The 16,836-nt window shown below is 31.6% G+C and carries 15 protein-coding genes; 7 read left to right on the top strand and 8 right to left on the bottom strand.

Annotated elements, in window-relative coordinates:
• Nucleotides 1-439 precede the first annotated feature (439 nt).
• From ACFX5D_RS12275 to ACFX5D_RS12250, 6 genes are all read left to right on the top strand, one after another.
• Nucleotides 440-3,580 (top strand): PAS domain S-box protein, encoded by a 3,141-nt coding sequence (locus ACFX5D_RS12275; RefSeq protein WP_379858472.1) that lies wholly within the window; start codon nucleotides 440-442, stop codon nucleotides 3,578-3,580.
• Complete coding sequence (locus ACFX5D_RS12270; RefSeq protein WP_379858471.1) at nucleotides 3,581-4,312, top strand: sensor histidine kinase; 732 nt, start codon at nucleotides 3,581-3,583, stop codon at nucleotides 4,310-4,312.
• A gap of 4 nt (nucleotides 4,313-4,316) precedes the next feature.
• Nucleotides 4,317-4,727 carry a response regulator gene (locus ACFX5D_RS12265; protein WP_379858470.1) on the top strand — a complete coding sequence of 137 codons (411 nt, stop codon included), beginning with the start codon at nucleotides 4,317-4,319 and terminating at the stop codon, nucleotides 4,725-4,727.
• A gap of 20 nt (nucleotides 4,728-4,747) precedes the next feature.
• Nucleotides 4,748-5,164 (top strand): response regulator, encoded by a 417-nt coding sequence (locus ACFX5D_RS12260; RefSeq protein WP_379858469.1) that lies wholly within the window; start codon nucleotides 4,748-4,750, stop codon nucleotides 5,162-5,164.
• Between the two features lie 14 nt (nucleotides 5,165-5,178).
• On the top strand, nucleotides 5,179-7,533 hold the full coding sequence (locus tag ACFX5D_RS12255; RefSeq protein ID WP_379858468.1) for a response regulator: 2,355 nt from the start codon (nucleotides 5,179-5,181) through the stop codon (nucleotides 7,531-7,533).
• A 132-nt stretch (nucleotides 7,534-7,665) separates the two neighbouring features.
• Nucleotides 7,666-8,025, top strand: coding sequence for a response regulator transcription factor (locus ACFX5D_RS12250; protein WP_379858467.1), 360 nt, complete (start codon nucleotides 7,666-7,668; stop codon nucleotides 8,023-8,025).
• A 78-nt stretch (nucleotides 8,026-8,103) separates the two neighbouring features.
• On the opposite strand, the gene ACFX5D_RS12245 is transcribed toward ACFX5D_RS12250, so the two are convergent.
• Entirely contained in the window at nucleotides 8,104-8,727 is a 624-nt protein-coding gene (locus ACFX5D_RS12245) for a murein L,D-transpeptidase catalytic domain-containing protein (protein WP_379858466.1), read from the bottom strand.
• A 471-nt stretch (nucleotides 8,728-9,198) separates the two neighbouring features.
• Here ACFX5D_RS12245 and ACFX5D_RS12240 point away from each other — a divergent pair, with 471 nt between their 5' ends.
• A complete protein-coding gene (locus ACFX5D_RS12240) occupies nucleotides 9,199-10,749 on the top strand; it encodes an SDR family oxidoreductase (RefSeq protein ID WP_379858577.1) in 1,551 nt (516 codons plus the stop codon).
• Between the two features lie 95 nt (nucleotides 10,750-10,844).
• On the opposite strand, the gene ACFX5D_RS12235 is transcribed toward ACFX5D_RS12240, so the two are convergent.
• From ACFX5D_RS12235 to ACFX5D_RS12205, 7 genes are all read right to left on the bottom strand, one after another.
• Nucleotides 10,845-11,240 (bottom strand): ribosomal maturation YjgA family protein, encoded by a 396-nt coding sequence (locus tag ACFX5D_RS12235; RefSeq protein ID WP_379858465.1) that lies wholly within the window; start codon nucleotides 11,238-11,240, stop codon nucleotides 10,845-10,847.
• Nucleotides 11,241-11,337: 97 nt separating this feature from the next.
• Nucleotides 11,338-13,092, bottom strand: coding sequence for an alpha-amylase family protein (locus tag ACFX5D_RS12230; RefSeq protein ID WP_379858464.1), 1,755 nt, complete (start codon nucleotides 13,090-13,092; stop codon nucleotides 11,338-11,340).
• Nucleotides 13,093-13,820: 728 nt separating this feature from the next.
• Nucleotides 13,821-13,994 carry a hypothetical protein gene (locus tag ACFX5D_RS12225; RefSeq protein ID WP_379858463.1) on the bottom strand — a complete coding sequence of 58 codons (174 nt, stop codon included), beginning with the start codon at nucleotides 13,992-13,994 and terminating at the stop codon, nucleotides 13,821-13,823.
• Between the two features lie 24 nt (nucleotides 13,995-14,018).
• Entirely contained in the window at nucleotides 14,019-14,255 is a 237-nt protein-coding gene (locus ACFX5D_RS12220) for a Rossmann-fold NAD(P)-binding domain-containing protein (protein ID WP_379858462.1), read from the bottom strand.
• Between the two features lie 2 nt (nucleotides 14,256-14,257).
• A complete protein-coding gene (locus ACFX5D_RS12215) occupies nucleotides 14,258-14,725 on the bottom strand; it encodes a DUF1456 family protein (protein WP_379858576.1) in 468 nt (155 codons plus the stop codon).
• Nucleotides 14,726-14,783: 58 nt separating this feature from the next.
• The gene (locus tag ACFX5D_RS12210; protein ID WP_379858461.1) at nucleotides 14,784-15,815 is read right to left on the bottom strand and encodes an aminotransferase class I/II-fold pyridoxal phosphate-dependent enzyme; all 1,032 of its coding nucleotides are present in this window, start codon (nucleotides 15,813-15,815) and stop codon (nucleotides 14,784-14,786) included.
• A gap of 6 nt (nucleotides 15,816-15,821) precedes the next feature.
• On the bottom strand, nucleotides 15,822-16,832 hold the full coding sequence (locus ACFX5D_RS12205) for a dipeptide epimerase (RefSeq protein ID WP_379858460.1): 1,011 nt from the start codon (nucleotides 16,830-16,832) through the stop codon (nucleotides 15,822-15,824).
• Between the last annotated feature and the right edge of the window lie 4 nt (nucleotides 16,833-16,836).

The following is a 16,836-nucleotide window of genomic DNA, read 5'->3' as shown; positions in this document are numbered from 1 at the left end:
TTTAGTTTTTTGGAAATTTGTTTTTAGTTGCGTTTACGACAGTTTTTATAGTACTAGAAATCTAATTTCAGTACCTCAAAAACATATTTATAAAGTACCTAATAATTGGATAATTTTGTTTTCTAAAAATGTTGGGTTTCATATAATAACAAATTGTTATTTCATTGGAAGAAAAACAAGAATAAGATTTTTGTGTGATAGTTTATTGTTTTATCTAATGTTAATTTTAGAGTCGGTAACCCGTAAATTTAAGTTTGATTTTAGTTTTTATCACATAAAATGGGATTATGACTCTAATTATTCAAAAAAAAAATTATTTTTGTACGTACGTCTACTTAAATCGGGAAGTGCTATAAAGTTGTTAGCTAATAATTAAAAGGTATCTAAATGGACTTAAATTCTTATTTAATGAAATTTAAAAGAAAAAGCACCCAAATTAATGAAAAAAATCCCGTTACCTACAAATGAATCTGACCGACTTACTGCTCTTGAAAGCTATTCAATTATGGATACTTTGCCTGAAAAAGAGTATGACGCAATAACACAACTGGCCTCCTATATTTGCGGAACACCAATAGCTTTAGTCAGTTTGTTGGATAAAGAAAGACAATGGTTTAAATCAAGTGTTGGATTAGAAATATCTGAAACACCTAGAGAGATTTCTTTTTGCCAATATGCCATCATGGGAGAAGAAGTGTATGAAGTTACAAATTCATTAGAGAATAAATTATTTACTGATAATCCTCTGGTTAATGGCAACCCTGACATTCGATTCTATGCAGGAGCACCTCTAAAAGATTCAGATGGCTTTAATTTAGGATCGCTGTGCGTTATTGACACAGTGCCTAGGACCTTGAATACAGAACAAAAAAATGCTTTAAAACTATTGGCAAACCAAGTAGTTTTATTATTGCAATTGCGAAAAAAGAATGCGGATTTAAATACTACCCAAAAAGAATTTCAGAATTTTATAGATTTGTCAAAAGATTTGGTTTTCATTGCTAATGTGAACGGCATATTTTGTAAAGTAAATCCTTCTTTTTCGAAAGTATTAGGATATTCAAAAGAAGAATTAGAAGGAACACCTTTTGTTGATTTTGTTCATCATGATGATTTAGAGGCAACTTTTAAAGAAGTGGCAAAATTAGCATTGGGTCAGCAAACAATCAGTTTTGAAAATCGTTATCGTTGTAAAAATGATGAATATAAAATGTTAAGTTGGAATGCATCTCCGGACCCAGTTTCTGGAAATCTATATTGTATCGGTAGGGACATGACTTTAGAATATCAGCAAAAAAAGGAATTAGTTAAAACAAGCAGCGAATTATCAGCAATACTTAATTCTACTGATTTTTCAATTGTATCTTCTGGTCTGGATGGACTCATAAAAGAATTTAACAGGGGTGCTGAGGAATTACTTGGATATAAATCAGAAGAAGTGGTAGGGAAATGTAGTCCATTTATTTTTCACCTGTGGGATGAAGTAGTTAAACGAACAGAAGATTTATCAAAAGAGTTGGGGAAAAATCTGGCTCCCGGGTATGATACATTAGTCCTAAAAGCAAGAGAATTTGGTATTGCTGATTCTAATGAGTGGACTTATGTTAAGAAAGACGGTAGTTTGATTCCAATTGTCTTATCAGTTACGGCGATAAAGAATAGTGAGGGTGAACTAACAGGTTACTTAGGTATATCTAAGAATATCACTAAAGAAAAAGAAATAGAGTTGAATTTAATCAATAGCAATAAATTATTAGTTGAGTCTCAAAGTATTGCTAAAACGGGAAGCTGGAAATTTGATTTAATCACAAAGGATTTAGTTTGGTCAAAAGGGAATTATAAAATCTTTGAATTTGAAGAATTACCTGCAAATAAGTTATATGATGCCTACAGGAAAACACTTCGTCCAGATGTATTAGTGCAGTTGGATATAGCTATTGAAAAAAGCGTCACGACGGGGCAAGATTTTGAGTTTATGAACAGTATCGATTTTCCTGACAACAGATTAAAATATATTTTAACATTGGGTCAGATTATTAAAAATGAATTCGGTGAAGTAATTGGTGCCCAAGGGAGTACTCAGGATATTACTGAAATAAAGCTTGCCGAACAAAATTTAATAGACAGCAACAAGTTATTAGATGAATCTCAAAGTATTGCTAAAATTGGAAGTTGGAAATTTAATTTAATTACAAAAGATCTTATGCTGTCTAAAGGACATTACAGCATTTTTGAATTAGATGGTGTTCCTGATGATCAATTGTATAAATCGTATCGCAATAGAATACATTATGATGATTTAGCGAGATTAGACGAATTTGATGGAATTACAGTAAAAAAAGGGGAAGAATATAAAACTAATTATAGAATTTTATTTGCTGACAAGAGAATAAAATACATATCAGAAATAGGCCAACCTTTTAAAAATGAAAAAGGAGAAGTGATTGGACTTCAGGGATCTATATTGGATGTTACTGAAAAAACTCTTGCAGAGCAAAAGATTGCTGAAAAAGCAAAAGAAATAAATGATATCAGATCCGCATTAGATGAGTCTACAATTGTAACAATTACAGATCAAAAAGGAGTAATCACTTTTGTAAACGATAAGTTTTGCTCGATTTCTAAATATTCAAAAGAAGAACTTATAGGGCAATATCATTATGTTGACAATCCGGAGTATCAATTGAATAAATTCATAAAAAACATCTGGAAAACCATTGCAAATGGAAAAGTTTGGAAGGGAGATATTAAAAATCGAGCAAAAGACGGTTCCTATTATTGGGTAAATTCAACGATTGTCCCATTTTTAGATAATCAAGGAAAACCGTATCAATATATAGCCATAAGCGCTGATGTTACAGAACAAAAATTAGCTAAAGAAAACTTAAATGATGCCTTAACTAATCTTGAAAAAACGAATAAAGAACTTGATCAGTTTGCTTATATTATTTCTCATGATCTTAAAGCGCCATTAAGAGCAATCAATAACCTTGCAGAATGGATTGTTGAAGACATGCCTGAAATGCCGCAGGACGTCAATACGAATTTTGGATTATTGCGCGGACGAATTTTGCGAATGGAGAATTTAATTAATGCCGTTTTAGACTATTCGCGTATTGGTCGGACAAAAATAGAAAAACAAGCAACTGACTTAAAAATAATGTTAAATCAGATTGTTGATTCAATTGTTCCAACGGAAGGATTTGAAATTTACATCGCTGATAACTTTCCTGAAATAAAAATTGCAAGAATATTATTTCAACAGATATTCAGCAATCTTATTAGCAATTCAGTGAAGTATAATGATAAACCAATAGGGAAAATTGATTGTTTATATGAATCTTTGCCTAATTTTCATAAGTTTACAATAAAAGATAATGGACCTGGAATTGCGGAAGAATACCATAAAAAAGTATTTAAAGTTTTTCAAACCATTGAAGCAAGGGACAAAAAAGAAAGTACTGGAATTGGATTATCAATCGTCCAAAAGATAATTGAAGAAGCGGGAGGAAGTATTTGGATAGAATCTGAGACGGATAAAGGCGCTAGTTTTATTTTTATAATTCCTAAAGAAAGCTAAATGGCACAGTCAGCACAAAAATGTCAGGAAGAGCTCTCAGCTCTTAAAAAAGAATATGAAAATTTTGTTTATCTTGTCTCTCATGATATAAAAACACCCATGAGAGCAATTGCTAATATTGCAACATGGATTGAAGATGATTTAGGGCCCGATATAAACATAGATATTTTAAACAATTTTAGTTTATTAAAAAATAGAGTCGGACGTCTTGAAAACATGTTGAACGCATTGTTGGAGCTTTCTAGAATTAATAGAACTGACATGGAAGAGTATGAGGTGAATATTCCTAAACTTGTGAAGGAATGCATGGTAACTTTGGATAATAAAACAAATGTTAAGTTTCATTTAAATTATAATTTGTACAATGAAAACTGTATTACCTTAGGAAAAAAAATGAACAAAGTTATTTTTAATTTGCTAGACAATGCAGTTCGATTTCACGATAAAGAAATCAAAAATGTGTTTGTAGATGTTAGTGAAAATGAAAGCGATTATGAAATAAAAATAAGTGATGATGGTCCCGGCATAGCTGAAGAAGTGAGAAATAAAATTTTCGCTATTTTTTATACCGTCAATTCAAAAGACTTTTTAGATTCGACAGGAGCAGGGTTAACAATTAGCAGCAAAATTGTAGAAATGGTTGGTGGAAAAATTCAATACACACCAGCGGTAATAAATAATGGTTCAGTTTTTCAAATTAATTGGCCAAAAGTAATAAGCTTAAAAAATTAAATATATGATACAAAAATTGGTGAATATCTTATTAGTGGAAGACGATGAGGTTGATGTAATGAATGTAAAGCGTGCCTTTTCGAAAAATAATATCAAAAATGAACTTTTTGTTGCCGGTAATGGTGTGGAAGCATTAGATATGTTACGTAATTCGATTATTCCTTTGCCCAGAATCATTATTTTGGATATAAATATGCCAAAGATGAATGGAATTGAATTCCTTAAAATCGTAAGAGAAGACGAAAATCTTAAAAATATATCCGTTTTCGTAATGACCACTTCTAATGAAGATAGTGACAAGATTAATGCTTATAATCTAAATGTTGCGGGTTATATTTTAAAGCCGCTATCTTTTGAAAAATTTATTACTTCAGTTGCTACACTAAAGAATTTTTGGTCTTTATGTGAGATGTAATTTTTAAATCAATATGATCGATGGTACCCACTAACATTTTAATTGTAGATAACTGTAAAGTTTTCATTGAAAATACAGTAAATGCTTTTTCTCAAATTGGTATTAAATCAACTTTATGTTTTGCCGAAAATGACAACAAAGCATGGTCAATGCTTCACGGTGAAAATAAATTATTGCCACTTCCAAAAATTATGTTGATTGATATTAATGGTGAAGGTATTAACGGAATTGATTTAATAAATAAAATCAGATTTGATTATGAACTAAAATCAATTTTAATATTTGTGGTTAGCAACGTACATGATGTAGAAAAAAAATATGATGCTTTAAATTTGAATATTGCAGGGTACATGCATAAACCATCTGAAAAAGAAGAAATTGTTGTTTTTTTTTCCATTTTGAATGATTATTGGAATAGTATAGAATTTTCGAAGTAAAACAAATAAAAAACATGGCTGTTACTTTAAAAATATTAATTATTGATGACGACAAAGTTGATACGGTCACAATAATACGTTCAATATCACATTCCGGAATTATTGCAGACGTTGAAAATGCTTTTTCGGCTCGAGATGGAATCGAAAAGATTAAGTCAGTTAATTATGATTTGATCTTTTTAGATTATATGATGCCGGATAGTGACGGAATATCATTTCTGAAAAAACTGAGGGATTTAGGTATTGAAACCCCGGTTATTTTTGTGACTTCTCAAGGAGATGAAAAAATTGCTAGCCAAGCTATTTTAGGAGGCGCCTCTGATTATATTCCAAAAACCTTATTAACTCCTGATGGTATTTCTCAAAGTATTAGAAACGCACTTAAACTACACGAAAGTCTTATTCTTCGTAAAAAGACGGAGTTAGCTTTAAAATTAAATGCGAAAAGACTTTTTGAAGCCCAACAACTAGCTAAAATAGGAAGCTGGGAAATTAATCTCAATGATGGTGAAGTATTTATTTCGGATCAATTCTATACTATTTTTGAAATTGAGAATGATAATTGCCCAACTATTGACCTGTTAAAGTCACGGTTGATTAATTCGACTGATGTTCTACTTTTTGAAAAGAACCTTAACTACGTTAAAGAAAATAATTCAGAAGTACAGTTTACCCACAGTTTAATCAGTAAAAACGGTACAATCAAATATATCAACGAATATATAAAATGCTTGAATGGAGAACATAATGAACCACTCAAAATTTTAGGGACTATTCAAGATGTCAGTGATCAAAAGGAAATAGAAAGAGAATTAATAAAAGCAAGAGATTTAGCAGAACAATCAACTCGCGTAAAAGAGCAGTTTCTAACTAATATGAGTCATGAAATTCGTACGCCAATGAATGGAATTCTTGGATTTGCAAAAATTCTGTACGGCACTAATTTAGATGAACAACAAAAGCAAAGTGTCAATGCAATAAAGAGAGCAGGTAAGAATTTAATGATTGTTATTAATGATATCCTTGATTTTTCTAAAATTGAAGCTGATAAAATGATATTTGAAGAAGTAGATTTTTCTTTATCTCAAAATATAAAAGCAGTAATGGAGCTACTTTCTCCAATTGCAAACGAAAAAAAAATAAAATTAATTTTTAACATTGACAATAAAATAGATGATTTTTTGATTGGAGATCCGACAAGATTATCCCAGATTTTAATTAATTTGATTGGAAATGCCTTGAAATTTACGGATAAAGGGTATGTTGAATTAATCGTTTCTCAAGTGAAAGAATCAGATCAGGAAACTTTTTTGGAATTTGCAATAATTGACACCGGAGTAGGTATTCCTGATGATAAAATTGATTCAATTTTTGAAAGTTTTAATCAGGCGTCAAATGAAACGACAAGAAAATTTGGAGGGACAGGTTTAGGACTTACTATAACTCGCAGACTTATTGAATTGCAGGGAGGTTCAATTACAGTTGAAAGTGAAATTGATAAAGGAAGTAAATTTTTATTTATAATTCAATATAAAAAGGCTCAGAAAGGTATTGTTAAAACGGTGAAATTAAAGACAGAGAAAATATCATCTGATTTCCTGAAAAATATTAATATTCTTTTAGTGGAAGATAATGAACTGAACCAACTTTTAGCGGTTAAAGTTTTTGAGAAATTTGATAAAACAATTGATGTTGCTGATAATGGGAAAATTGCTATTGATAAAATTGCGAATAACAATTATGATATTATTTTGATGGATATTCAAATGCCCGAAATGGACGGTATTGAACTGACAAAGTATATACGAACGAACTTTGGACCGAAATCAAAAACACCAATAATTGCATTAACTGCGCATGCCACTTCAATAGAAAAAAAACGTTGCTTAGATAATGGGATGAATGATTATCTATCTAAGCCATTTGATTTTAATGAATTAATTGAAAAAATATATCATAATTTAATGAATGCTAATAATAACAGTTTTATTGACGAACCAAATCAGGAAATAAATATCCCAAAACTTGTAGATTTTACCTATTTAAATGAATTTGCCGAGGGTGACGCCACTTTTATCCAAAAGATGGTAAATTTGTTTATGCAAAATCTCCCTTTGGCTTTAGAAATAATATTGAATTCAAACCAAATGGATGATATTAAAATTTTAAAAGCGGAGATTCATAAATTAAAATCGTCAATCACTTTGTTAGGAATTGTACCTGCATCTAAAAGTATTGAAATTATTGAAAATGAAATCGAAGTAAATCCTTTTGGAGACAAGCGAAAAGAAGAAGTTGAAAAGTTTAATGAGATCTGCCAGCAGGTTTTTGCAGAATTAGAAATTCTATATGGCAATGCTGATAAATAGAATAGATAAGAGAGTGTAAATTGATATTTAAATATAATTTTCTGAGTTTATAATTAAAATTTTTTCTCTTAAAAAAAGAATTATTTTAGGTTACACCCGTTTAATTTTGCTATTAAAAAATAATAATAAAAAATGAAAATACTAATTGCCGAGGATGATGAGATGATGTTAAAAACCATGGAGTTTAAACTAAGTCGCGAAGGATATGAGGTCATTTCATGTAATGATGGCAAAGAAGCATTAGAGAAAATAGTCTCGGAAAATCCAGATTTAATTATTTCCGACATAGAGATGCCGTTTGCTTCAGGTCTTGATATAGTAAATAAAGTGAAAATCGAATTGAAACTAGATATTCCAATCATTATTTTGTCTGCCGTAGGTTTAGAAAAAACGGTATTGAAAGCTTTTGAATTAGGGACAGATGATTTTATCACCAAGCCATTTAGTCCAAACGAATTGTTAGTACGGATTAAGCGATTGTTGATAAGATAAATAATATTGAAATCTGACCAGAAGTTGCCGGTTTGGATGTTCACTAGTTTTAACAAATACTCATTAATATTGATGTGTTTAATAGTAAATGTCTAAAAGAATATTTCTTTTAGAGTTGTCAATTAATTTTTCAATTCGGGAATAATAGATGTCATTTACCATAGGACAACCAAAACTGTAACCTATTGGTTTATCTTGTTCTTCATAAGGCAATTTTTGATTTTTATGCAACACAATGTTTCTTACTTCTGCATTATTGTTTGTGGCATCTAATCCATATAATTTGTAGGCTTTACCGTATTGTCCATAGTAGCTATTTCCTACAGAATATTTGCCTAATGAAGTGCAAAGGGAATTATTTTCATTACTGAATTTTAATTTCCCCTCCGGATCAATTCTTGAACCAAAACCTTGAGCAACTAAACCCTGATCAATTATTTTATCTTTTTGTAAGTCATAGATGAAAAATCTGTTTTTTCCAGACATGATTTCCATGTCGATAAAAAAAGCAATTTTATTATTATAATTTGGATTGGTACGAACTAAATCCTTTATAATATTTACATGTTTTAAAAGCTTTTCTTCTATTGAATTATCTGATTCAGAAATTGTAGAAGTTTTATTCCCCAAACTTTTTGATGAAATTGTTATGCTCAATAATAATGTTCCAATTAAAATTAAAGCAAAATTGATTCTTCTCATTTCGTTGTTTTTTAGATAGATGTCAAATTTTTGTAGGTTAATGTTAACTTCTTGTGGCTGTGATTATTTTGGGGAATATTGGTCGTGTTTTATTACTTTACAAAGATATAAAAAAAGCAATTAATCCAACAAACATGACTTTTTTGGGATGCTATAATTTCAACTAATTTTCAGTTGTTGCTACTACATAGATTGTGATATTAAGTTTGGAAATCAATAATTTTAGGGTAACTGACAGTTGTTTTCTGGCTTTCTTAAAGTGATCGTACTCCAATTACAATTGATATTGTAAACTGTTAAATTTTTATCAAATAAAAATAAAGTAAGAGGAGTATCATAAAAAAATATATTTAAATAATTTAAGGCAAATAGTTTACAGCGACTAACAGAAAAAAAGGAATGACAGCCAAAATTTTAGAACTATATTTGCGGCCTTGGTATTTACGCTGAGATCGATACGATTTTTTTATGATGAGGATTAGTGAAATAGATACTAAGAGTGCAATTAATTCAGAAGAAATTGATAAGTGCATCGCTATTTTGGCACAATTAAATACAAATACAGACCAAATATTTGATATTCCTACAGCGCAAAGAACAGCGTTAATTAAAGAGGCCGGAATGTTTTCCAGACCGGATCGTGAGGAGTTTTCCCGTAGAGTAAAGGATGGAAAATTAGCAGCAAAACGAAAAATGGAAAAACGGGATAAAACAGCTCGTAAGGAAACAGGAATACGCCATGCGCGTGAAGCGAGTGTTTTTGTTGCACCAAAATTGCTGGCCATGAATGATTTGGCTAATAAAGAACAACTAGAATTAGAGACACCCAGAAATTGTTATGTCTGTAAAACGGAGTTTACTAAAATGCATCACTTTTATGATACTATGTGCATGGATTGTGGCGATTTTAATTATGCAAAACGTTTTCAAACGGCTGATGTAAAAGGACAAATTGCGGTTATCACTGGTTCTCGGTTAAAAATAGGATATCATATCACATTAATGCTTTTGCGAGGAGGAGCAACAGTTATTGCAACAACTCGTTTTCCGGTAGACTCGGCATTGCGCTTCGCTAAGGAAGATGATTTCATGGATTGGGGGCATCGACTGAAGATTCATGGATTGGATTTACGTCATATTCCGAGTGTAGAGATTTTTTGCAATTTTATTGAACAAAAATACGAACGTTTGGATATTTTGATTAATAATGCTGCGCAAACCGTGAGACGTCCAGCGGGTTTCTATACACATTTAATGGAAAATGAGGAGTGTCCAATAGTTTCTTTACCAAAATACGCCCAAGATTTATTACAGGATCATACGGACTGTCTACAGGAATTAAAAGTACTAACAGCAGGGGTTTCGTCAAATCAAAATATGCCGGTCACGTGGCATGGCCCAGAACCGGGAATTGGATTAAGTGCATCTGCCAAATTATCTCAGATTCCATACAGTTTTGATAACACGCTTGTAGCCAATGAAGTTTTTCCGGAAGGGGAGTTAGATGCTGATTTGCAGCAGGTAGATTTAAGGAAGACGAATAGCTGGCGATTAAAGCTAGGGCAAATAGAAACAACTGAAATGATTGAAGTACAGCTCGTTAATTCTGTGGCGCCATTTGTATTGTGTAACCGTCTTTCTGAAGTAATGAAGAAAGACAATACGGGGAAAAAGCACATCATTAATGTGTCGGCGATGGAAGGGAAGTTTCATCGCTTTTTTAAAGAAGCCCGTCATCCCCATACCAATATGGCCAAAGCCGCTTTGAATATGCTTACTCATACCGCTGCAGGAGAACTGGCTAAAGCCGGTATATTTATGAATGCGGTGGATACCGGTTGGGTAACCGATGAAGATCCAGCAGAATTAGCTAAAAAGAAACAAGAATTAGAGGATTTTCAACCGCCATTAGATATTGTTGACGGTGCGGCACGGGTTATGGACCCGTTGTTTGACGGAATTAATACTGGAAAACATTGGTGTGGGAAATTCTTAAAAGATTACAATCCTATACCTTGGTAATAATCAAGATTTCCTATAAAAAAATAATGTAACGCAAATAATCGTTTCAACCAATTCAGGACTAAAGGATCGTTTTTTTATTGTAAATTCGTGAGTTATGGTTTAGATGTAAATGTTAGTTCTTTTTTTAAGTAATATTTTTCGATGACAATAATGATTGTAATTCCGGCAATATAAGTTAGTAAATCAATCCATGAGAATGAAGTTCCAAGAACCGTTTTTAGAATTTGTGATTTTTCTAAGCTTAGCTTTTCGACAATATTTAAAAATTGAAGAAATTCAACAGTAAAGGAGATAATCAAAACAAATAGTGCAACGTTTAAAACGGGAAATTTGAAAAATGATTTTAAAAAAGAATACATTAGAATAACAACCAAAATATCTCCAAAATAAGGCCTAATAAAAGTATCATGGATAAAAAAGGCAATTAAAATTTCAATAAAAAAAAATAAAACAGCGAGAGCAAAGTAATCTTTGTTAAATGTCAGCATGATATTTATTTAGTTTTTAAGACACAAAACCATTTTAAATAAATAAAATGGTTTTTGTTATCTTTAGCTAAATCCCTTTTAATGAATAGTTCAAGGTTTATAATTTGATACTTTTCTCGTTACCCAGTTCGGAATATCGAATTGAAAAATCATGTGTTTTAAGATTTGCTTGCAATTGCGCAAATTCGCCATCATTTGTCCAAATTATATTAATTTCCTCATCAGTAGTTTCCTTAAATGCCACAGTTCCTGAAAATGCCTTTGAAGTATTTCTTAATCGAATAATTTCTAACTGTTTGGTCACCACTTCTTTTTTTAGACCATCTTCAATATCTTTTAAACTTAAAGTGGTTCTATTAATTTCTTTATGTCCATCTTTTCCAGCTTTTTCAACTGATTGGTAATCATTTGCTCCAGCAAAAATATCTAAATACCATATTTGAGGAATTCCAGGCATAAACATTTGAATAGCTCTGGCCAAGAGTAGTTTTTGCTCGTTTTCACCTAAAGCACTAAAATAAGTGGCATTGACTTGATAATAAGAAATTTTTTTACCATCTGCTCCATAAAGATTTTTTACTTGACCACCACGTTCTATAATAAGATCCATCATTTCTGAAATTTCCTCATCTTCTAAAAGTCCCTTATGATAAACGCCGTTTATCTCTTTACCTTTTAAATCCAATACTGGAATACCATCATGACATCCAAGCATATTGACCGTTTTGAATCCTTTAGTAATGATTTCTTTTGCCCAAGTTATTAGCGCTTTATTGGTGCCTTTTTCGATTGCATGAATAGTTAGGCCGGGAAGGAAAAAATCATAAATAGCATAACCTTCGTCAGCAACTTGATCATGAAGATGCAATCCGAACTCCGCATGGATTTCCGGAAGTAGTATTAAATTATTTTTTTTTGCTATTTTATTTATTTTTGCCAAATAGTTCCAAGTCCCCGGCTTGTTGAAAAAGTTGGTTTCTCCTATTTCTTTATGTAAATAGGCAAATGCATCCAATCTCAAAATCTGACCGCCATAGCTCGCTACCTTGGACAAAACTTCTTCATAAAATTCCCAGACTAATGGCGATTTTGCATTTACATCCATTTGACCTAAATAGGTGCGATTTCTATTCAGTATTTGCAGTACATCAGCTTTAAACGCGGATTGATCGCCTAAATCTAAAGACTGTAAATCTTGATTTTCGTCAATAGCTCTGTTTACTTTTTCGCAAATCTGAATTGCGTGTTCTGTACTTAAATTTACTATAGATTTTAATTCCGCTGTCGAAATTTTTTGATAGGTGACTTTTTGGTAAAATGTATTCCAATATGGTTTTTCTTTTCCGTCAGGAAATAAAACTTTTAAAATAGGAAGGCCTGATTTGCGCATAAAAAGCTTGTCCAAAAAATCTTTTTTAGGAACAATTACGCCATCTTCGTTAAGGTCCCCGTTACCTTGCCAGAATTCATTCCAGTCGATAAAAAAGTCTTTAAATTTAGATTGATTACCATTTTTAATTAAATCTTTAAATTGCGGTGAAGCAACAGATAAATGATTTAAAACAATGTCAAACTTTAACATAATATTTAATTCACTTAAAGCTAGCAGATCTTTTTTTGAAACTAATTCTTCATTAATGTCATAATTTATAATCGAAAAGCCTCGGTCTAAGTCACTATTAAAAAAAGTAGGTAAAACATAAAACAGCGAAAATGTATTTTTAAACTGTGGCATTTTTAGCATAGTAACGATATCACTCAAATTGGTTCCAATGCTATCTGGATATGCATTTAGCATTACTCCATTACTAATGTTAGAAGCATTTTTCTGATCGGAATTTAATTTTGTCATTTTTTTGATTATGGTTATGGTTTGAAATTTCAGTTTATTTTTTGATGCTGAAGGGGAACGATCTGGCATTAGAAGACGACAGGACTAAATTAATTTTTTTTTTGGTTTGACACTAATTTTTTAAATATAGATCAGCTTTAAGTTGGCTTTAAGTGAAATCATGCTAAACTTCTGTTGCTCTAAACCTTCGGTTTTGGTAATCGGATTTTAACTACTGTGCTGATATAATTAAAAAACTAAGATTTTGTATAGCCCAATTTCTACTATATGGAGTTTTGAATTTAGAGTGCCGCTAAAAAGTATACTCAAAAAAAATGTCTCGTAAAATATCGGGACGATTTTTTTGTATTCTTAAAAGCAATAATGAATTTCAAATATTCGTTTTTGAAACCAGGTTGTTTTTGGGCTTAATACAATTTGTTATTTTTGCTAAATGTTAAAAAGTCCTTTTGATTGTTGCGTTCTATAACGTCTCTTAATTTGATTTAACTGGCGGATTCATCAATAATTTCCCAATCATCTACTATTCCCACAAAATGAATTGGCGCGGTAAAAGTAATGTCGAATTTAAAATTGGATAAAGAGTCGATATAGGTATCTGTAACTGACCAGGTTCATTCATATGTATTTGTTCCTTGAATGGATGTTAATTCATTATTTGATTCAAAATTAAAATTAAAATAAATCGAAATTAATCGTTTCATTACGATTGAAGTCCCAATAAAAAGCTATTTTAAAGTTCCTGCAGTAACACTGATAATAAGATTATTTTGGTTAGCTATTGGTGTTATACCCCTTAAGTAATTACCTGTATTGAAATCATTTGCTCGTGGTCGCCAAGTTGCATTAATTTTAATAATGATTAGTACGGGTTTTAAACTCAATTGTCGGAGTGTTTTCATAGCAAATAAATTAAAGGATTAAATTTAATATATTTTACATAAAAAACCAGTTGTACAAAAGAAATCATCGTCAATAACTAAATCTTTATAGGTTTTCGGCTTGTCAAAATCAATGATGTTTCGCGTATTTTTTGGATGCTCTATTCCGGTATCTCTTTTTACGAAAGTGATTACTTTTAGATAGTCACTGCGATCTAAAAGAAGATTCAATAGTTGTGAACCTATTAAACCGGAGCTGCCTATAAACAATGCCGTTTTCACAGTTATGATTTTTTATTCTTTCCAAAATTAAATTTCACTTTCTCCACTATTTGAACTTTTGAATTTCCTTTTGGATATTGTTTTTTAGAAGTGTTTTTTGTAGCAGGTCTTGATTTTGAAGGTGCTTCGTCGCCTCTTGATTTTTCTTCGTCTCTTGGTTTTGCCTTAAACTCGGGTCTGTCTTTAGCTCCTTCTTTTGCAGGAATTTGAGCTTTGTGTTTAGCTAAAACATCATTTGGGTTTTTAGGATTTTCTTTCGTTCCACGCAAGTGAATTACTAAAGCGTTTAGGAAATTACGCAACACTTGGTCGCCACATTCCATATAATTTTCATGTTTTTCATCACGGAAAAAAGCACCTAATTCTGATTTAGTGATTCTAAAATCTACTAATTCTAATATTTCAACTATTTGATCGTCACGTAACATTAAAGCCACGCGAAGTTTTTTAAAGATATCGTTGTTTGTCATCATATTCTAATTTTTTACAAAGGTACGGTTAAAAAGCAATTGCACCACAATTTTAGATTTAGAATTGGTTTTGGTTCAGAATGTGAATTATTTTATCCAAATCTTCTTTTTTGTGATTGGCAGTAATTACAATTCGATTTAAATCGGTGGTGTCAGTCGGGTATTTAAAATTGGTTACAATAATTTTATTCGAAGTGAAAATTTCATTTATTCCTTCAATTTCAGGATAAATTAAAGGGTAATTTGGATCAAAATTAATTGCTTTATTTTTAATTAAATGAGCTTCTACATAATTCAAATTGTCTTTTAATTTTTGATGTTGTTGCAAATAAATCGCTGCCGCATCAGCCATGGTTTGTACAAATGCCGCATTCATTCCGGCACTGGAAACAAAAGTATCATGGGTTGCCATCTGATTAATAAATTCAAAGTCGCTTGCAATAATTCCTCCCGTGAGTCCAAAGGCTTTACCTAAAGAGGATACCATAATTTTTCTTTTAATATTGGGAAGATCAATATTTGAATAAATGCCACAACCATTCGTCCCTAAAATTCCAAGCGAATGGGATTCGTCTACAACCAAAGTAATTTCTTTATTGGGAGGAATTAAATTTAGGACTGAAAGATCGATTGGTTTTACATGAAAGGAAGGAACAGCATCGGTTAGAATCGTAATTTTTTCAGTTACGTTATCCAGCAAACGAGGATTTAATTCATTTCCAATAAAAAAAGGAATACTATTTACCGCTTTGATGGCAATGTGTGTATCAGGAAAATGAAAAAATAAATCCGTTTCAGGTGTTACTGCTTCAATAACTAATTTTCCTGCTAACATGCCAGAAGAAAGGGTAAGAGCTGCATCCGCTTTGATGAAACTGGTTAAAAATCGTTCGCCGTTTTCGTAGGCGGTCAGTTGAATATTGGCACTTCTCGAACTTCCATAAGCTGTTCCCCATTGTAAAATATTTTTAATGAGCAGTTTTTGGAATTCAGGATGTGTTGGTAAACCCAAATAGGCCGTTCCACCAAAATATAAATAGTCTGTATTGTCGATTTCTATTATTCGATCTGGAAATTGGTTGACTTTCATTTAGAATTAAATTAAAGTTACACCCGTACCATTTAAGTCTGAATAGATTATTTTTCCAAAATCTATGGTTACACCAGTTGCAATATCTTCTGCCAAAAGCAATGCGCCATCCATATCTACATAATCCAATTGCGGCAATAAATGCGCAATTGCCGATATCCCTACTGTAGATTCGGTCATGCAACCCACCATCGTTTTTAAACCTAATTTCTTGGCTTCGTCAATCATTCGTCTTCCGGGAGTTAGTCCGCCACATTTTACTAATTTGACATTTACGCCATGAAAATGATGGTGACATTTGGCCACATCTTCTTCTGTAATACAACTTTCGTCAGCAATTATTGGTAAAACAGAATGTTTAAAAACTTCCTTGTGTCCTTCCCAATTGTCAGCCTTCATGGGTTGTTCCAAAAATTCTACGCCTAGTTTTTTTAACTCGACTGCATTATTTATGGTTTCTTCCACTCCCCAACCACAATTGGCATCGATTCTAAAAATGGCATTAGTGTGTTTTCGTAACTCTTTTACAATGGTAATATCTTCTTTGGTGCCTAGTTTAATTTTATAAATCGGCCAAGGCAATTCATTCATTTTAGAAACCATTTTTTCTATGGAAGCTATCCCAATAGTATAATCGGTCAATGGATTTTTATCGATGGAATAATTCCATAACTCGTACAATTTCTTTCCTTTTTTGCGAGCATACAAATCAGTATACGCCATGTCCAAAGCGCACAAAGCAAACATATTGTCTTTTAAGTAAGGATGAATTTTTGTCCAAAATTCTTCGGGTGTTTCATTTGTCATAATTTCAATTACAGATCGAATTTTTTCTAAATCCTGCATCATCATTGAAACGGTTGTCTTATAATATGGATTAGATGTCGCTTCGCCAAAACCGGAGCATCCGTCACTTTTTAATGTTACAATCAATGAAGGTTGGAAGTCAATCGATTCTCTTGAAATCGTAAAGGTGTGTTTTAATTTAAGGTTGTATTCTCTTAAGATTAGTTCCATCTGA

It is taken from the genome of Flavobacterium fructosi (genome assembly GCF_042787335.1).
GTDB classification, from domain to species: Bacteria; Bacteroidota; Bacteroidia; order Flavobacteriales; family Flavobacteriaceae; genus Flavobacterium; species Flavobacterium fructosi.
This window is presented reverse-complemented; position numbering and strand designations above follow the sequence as displayed.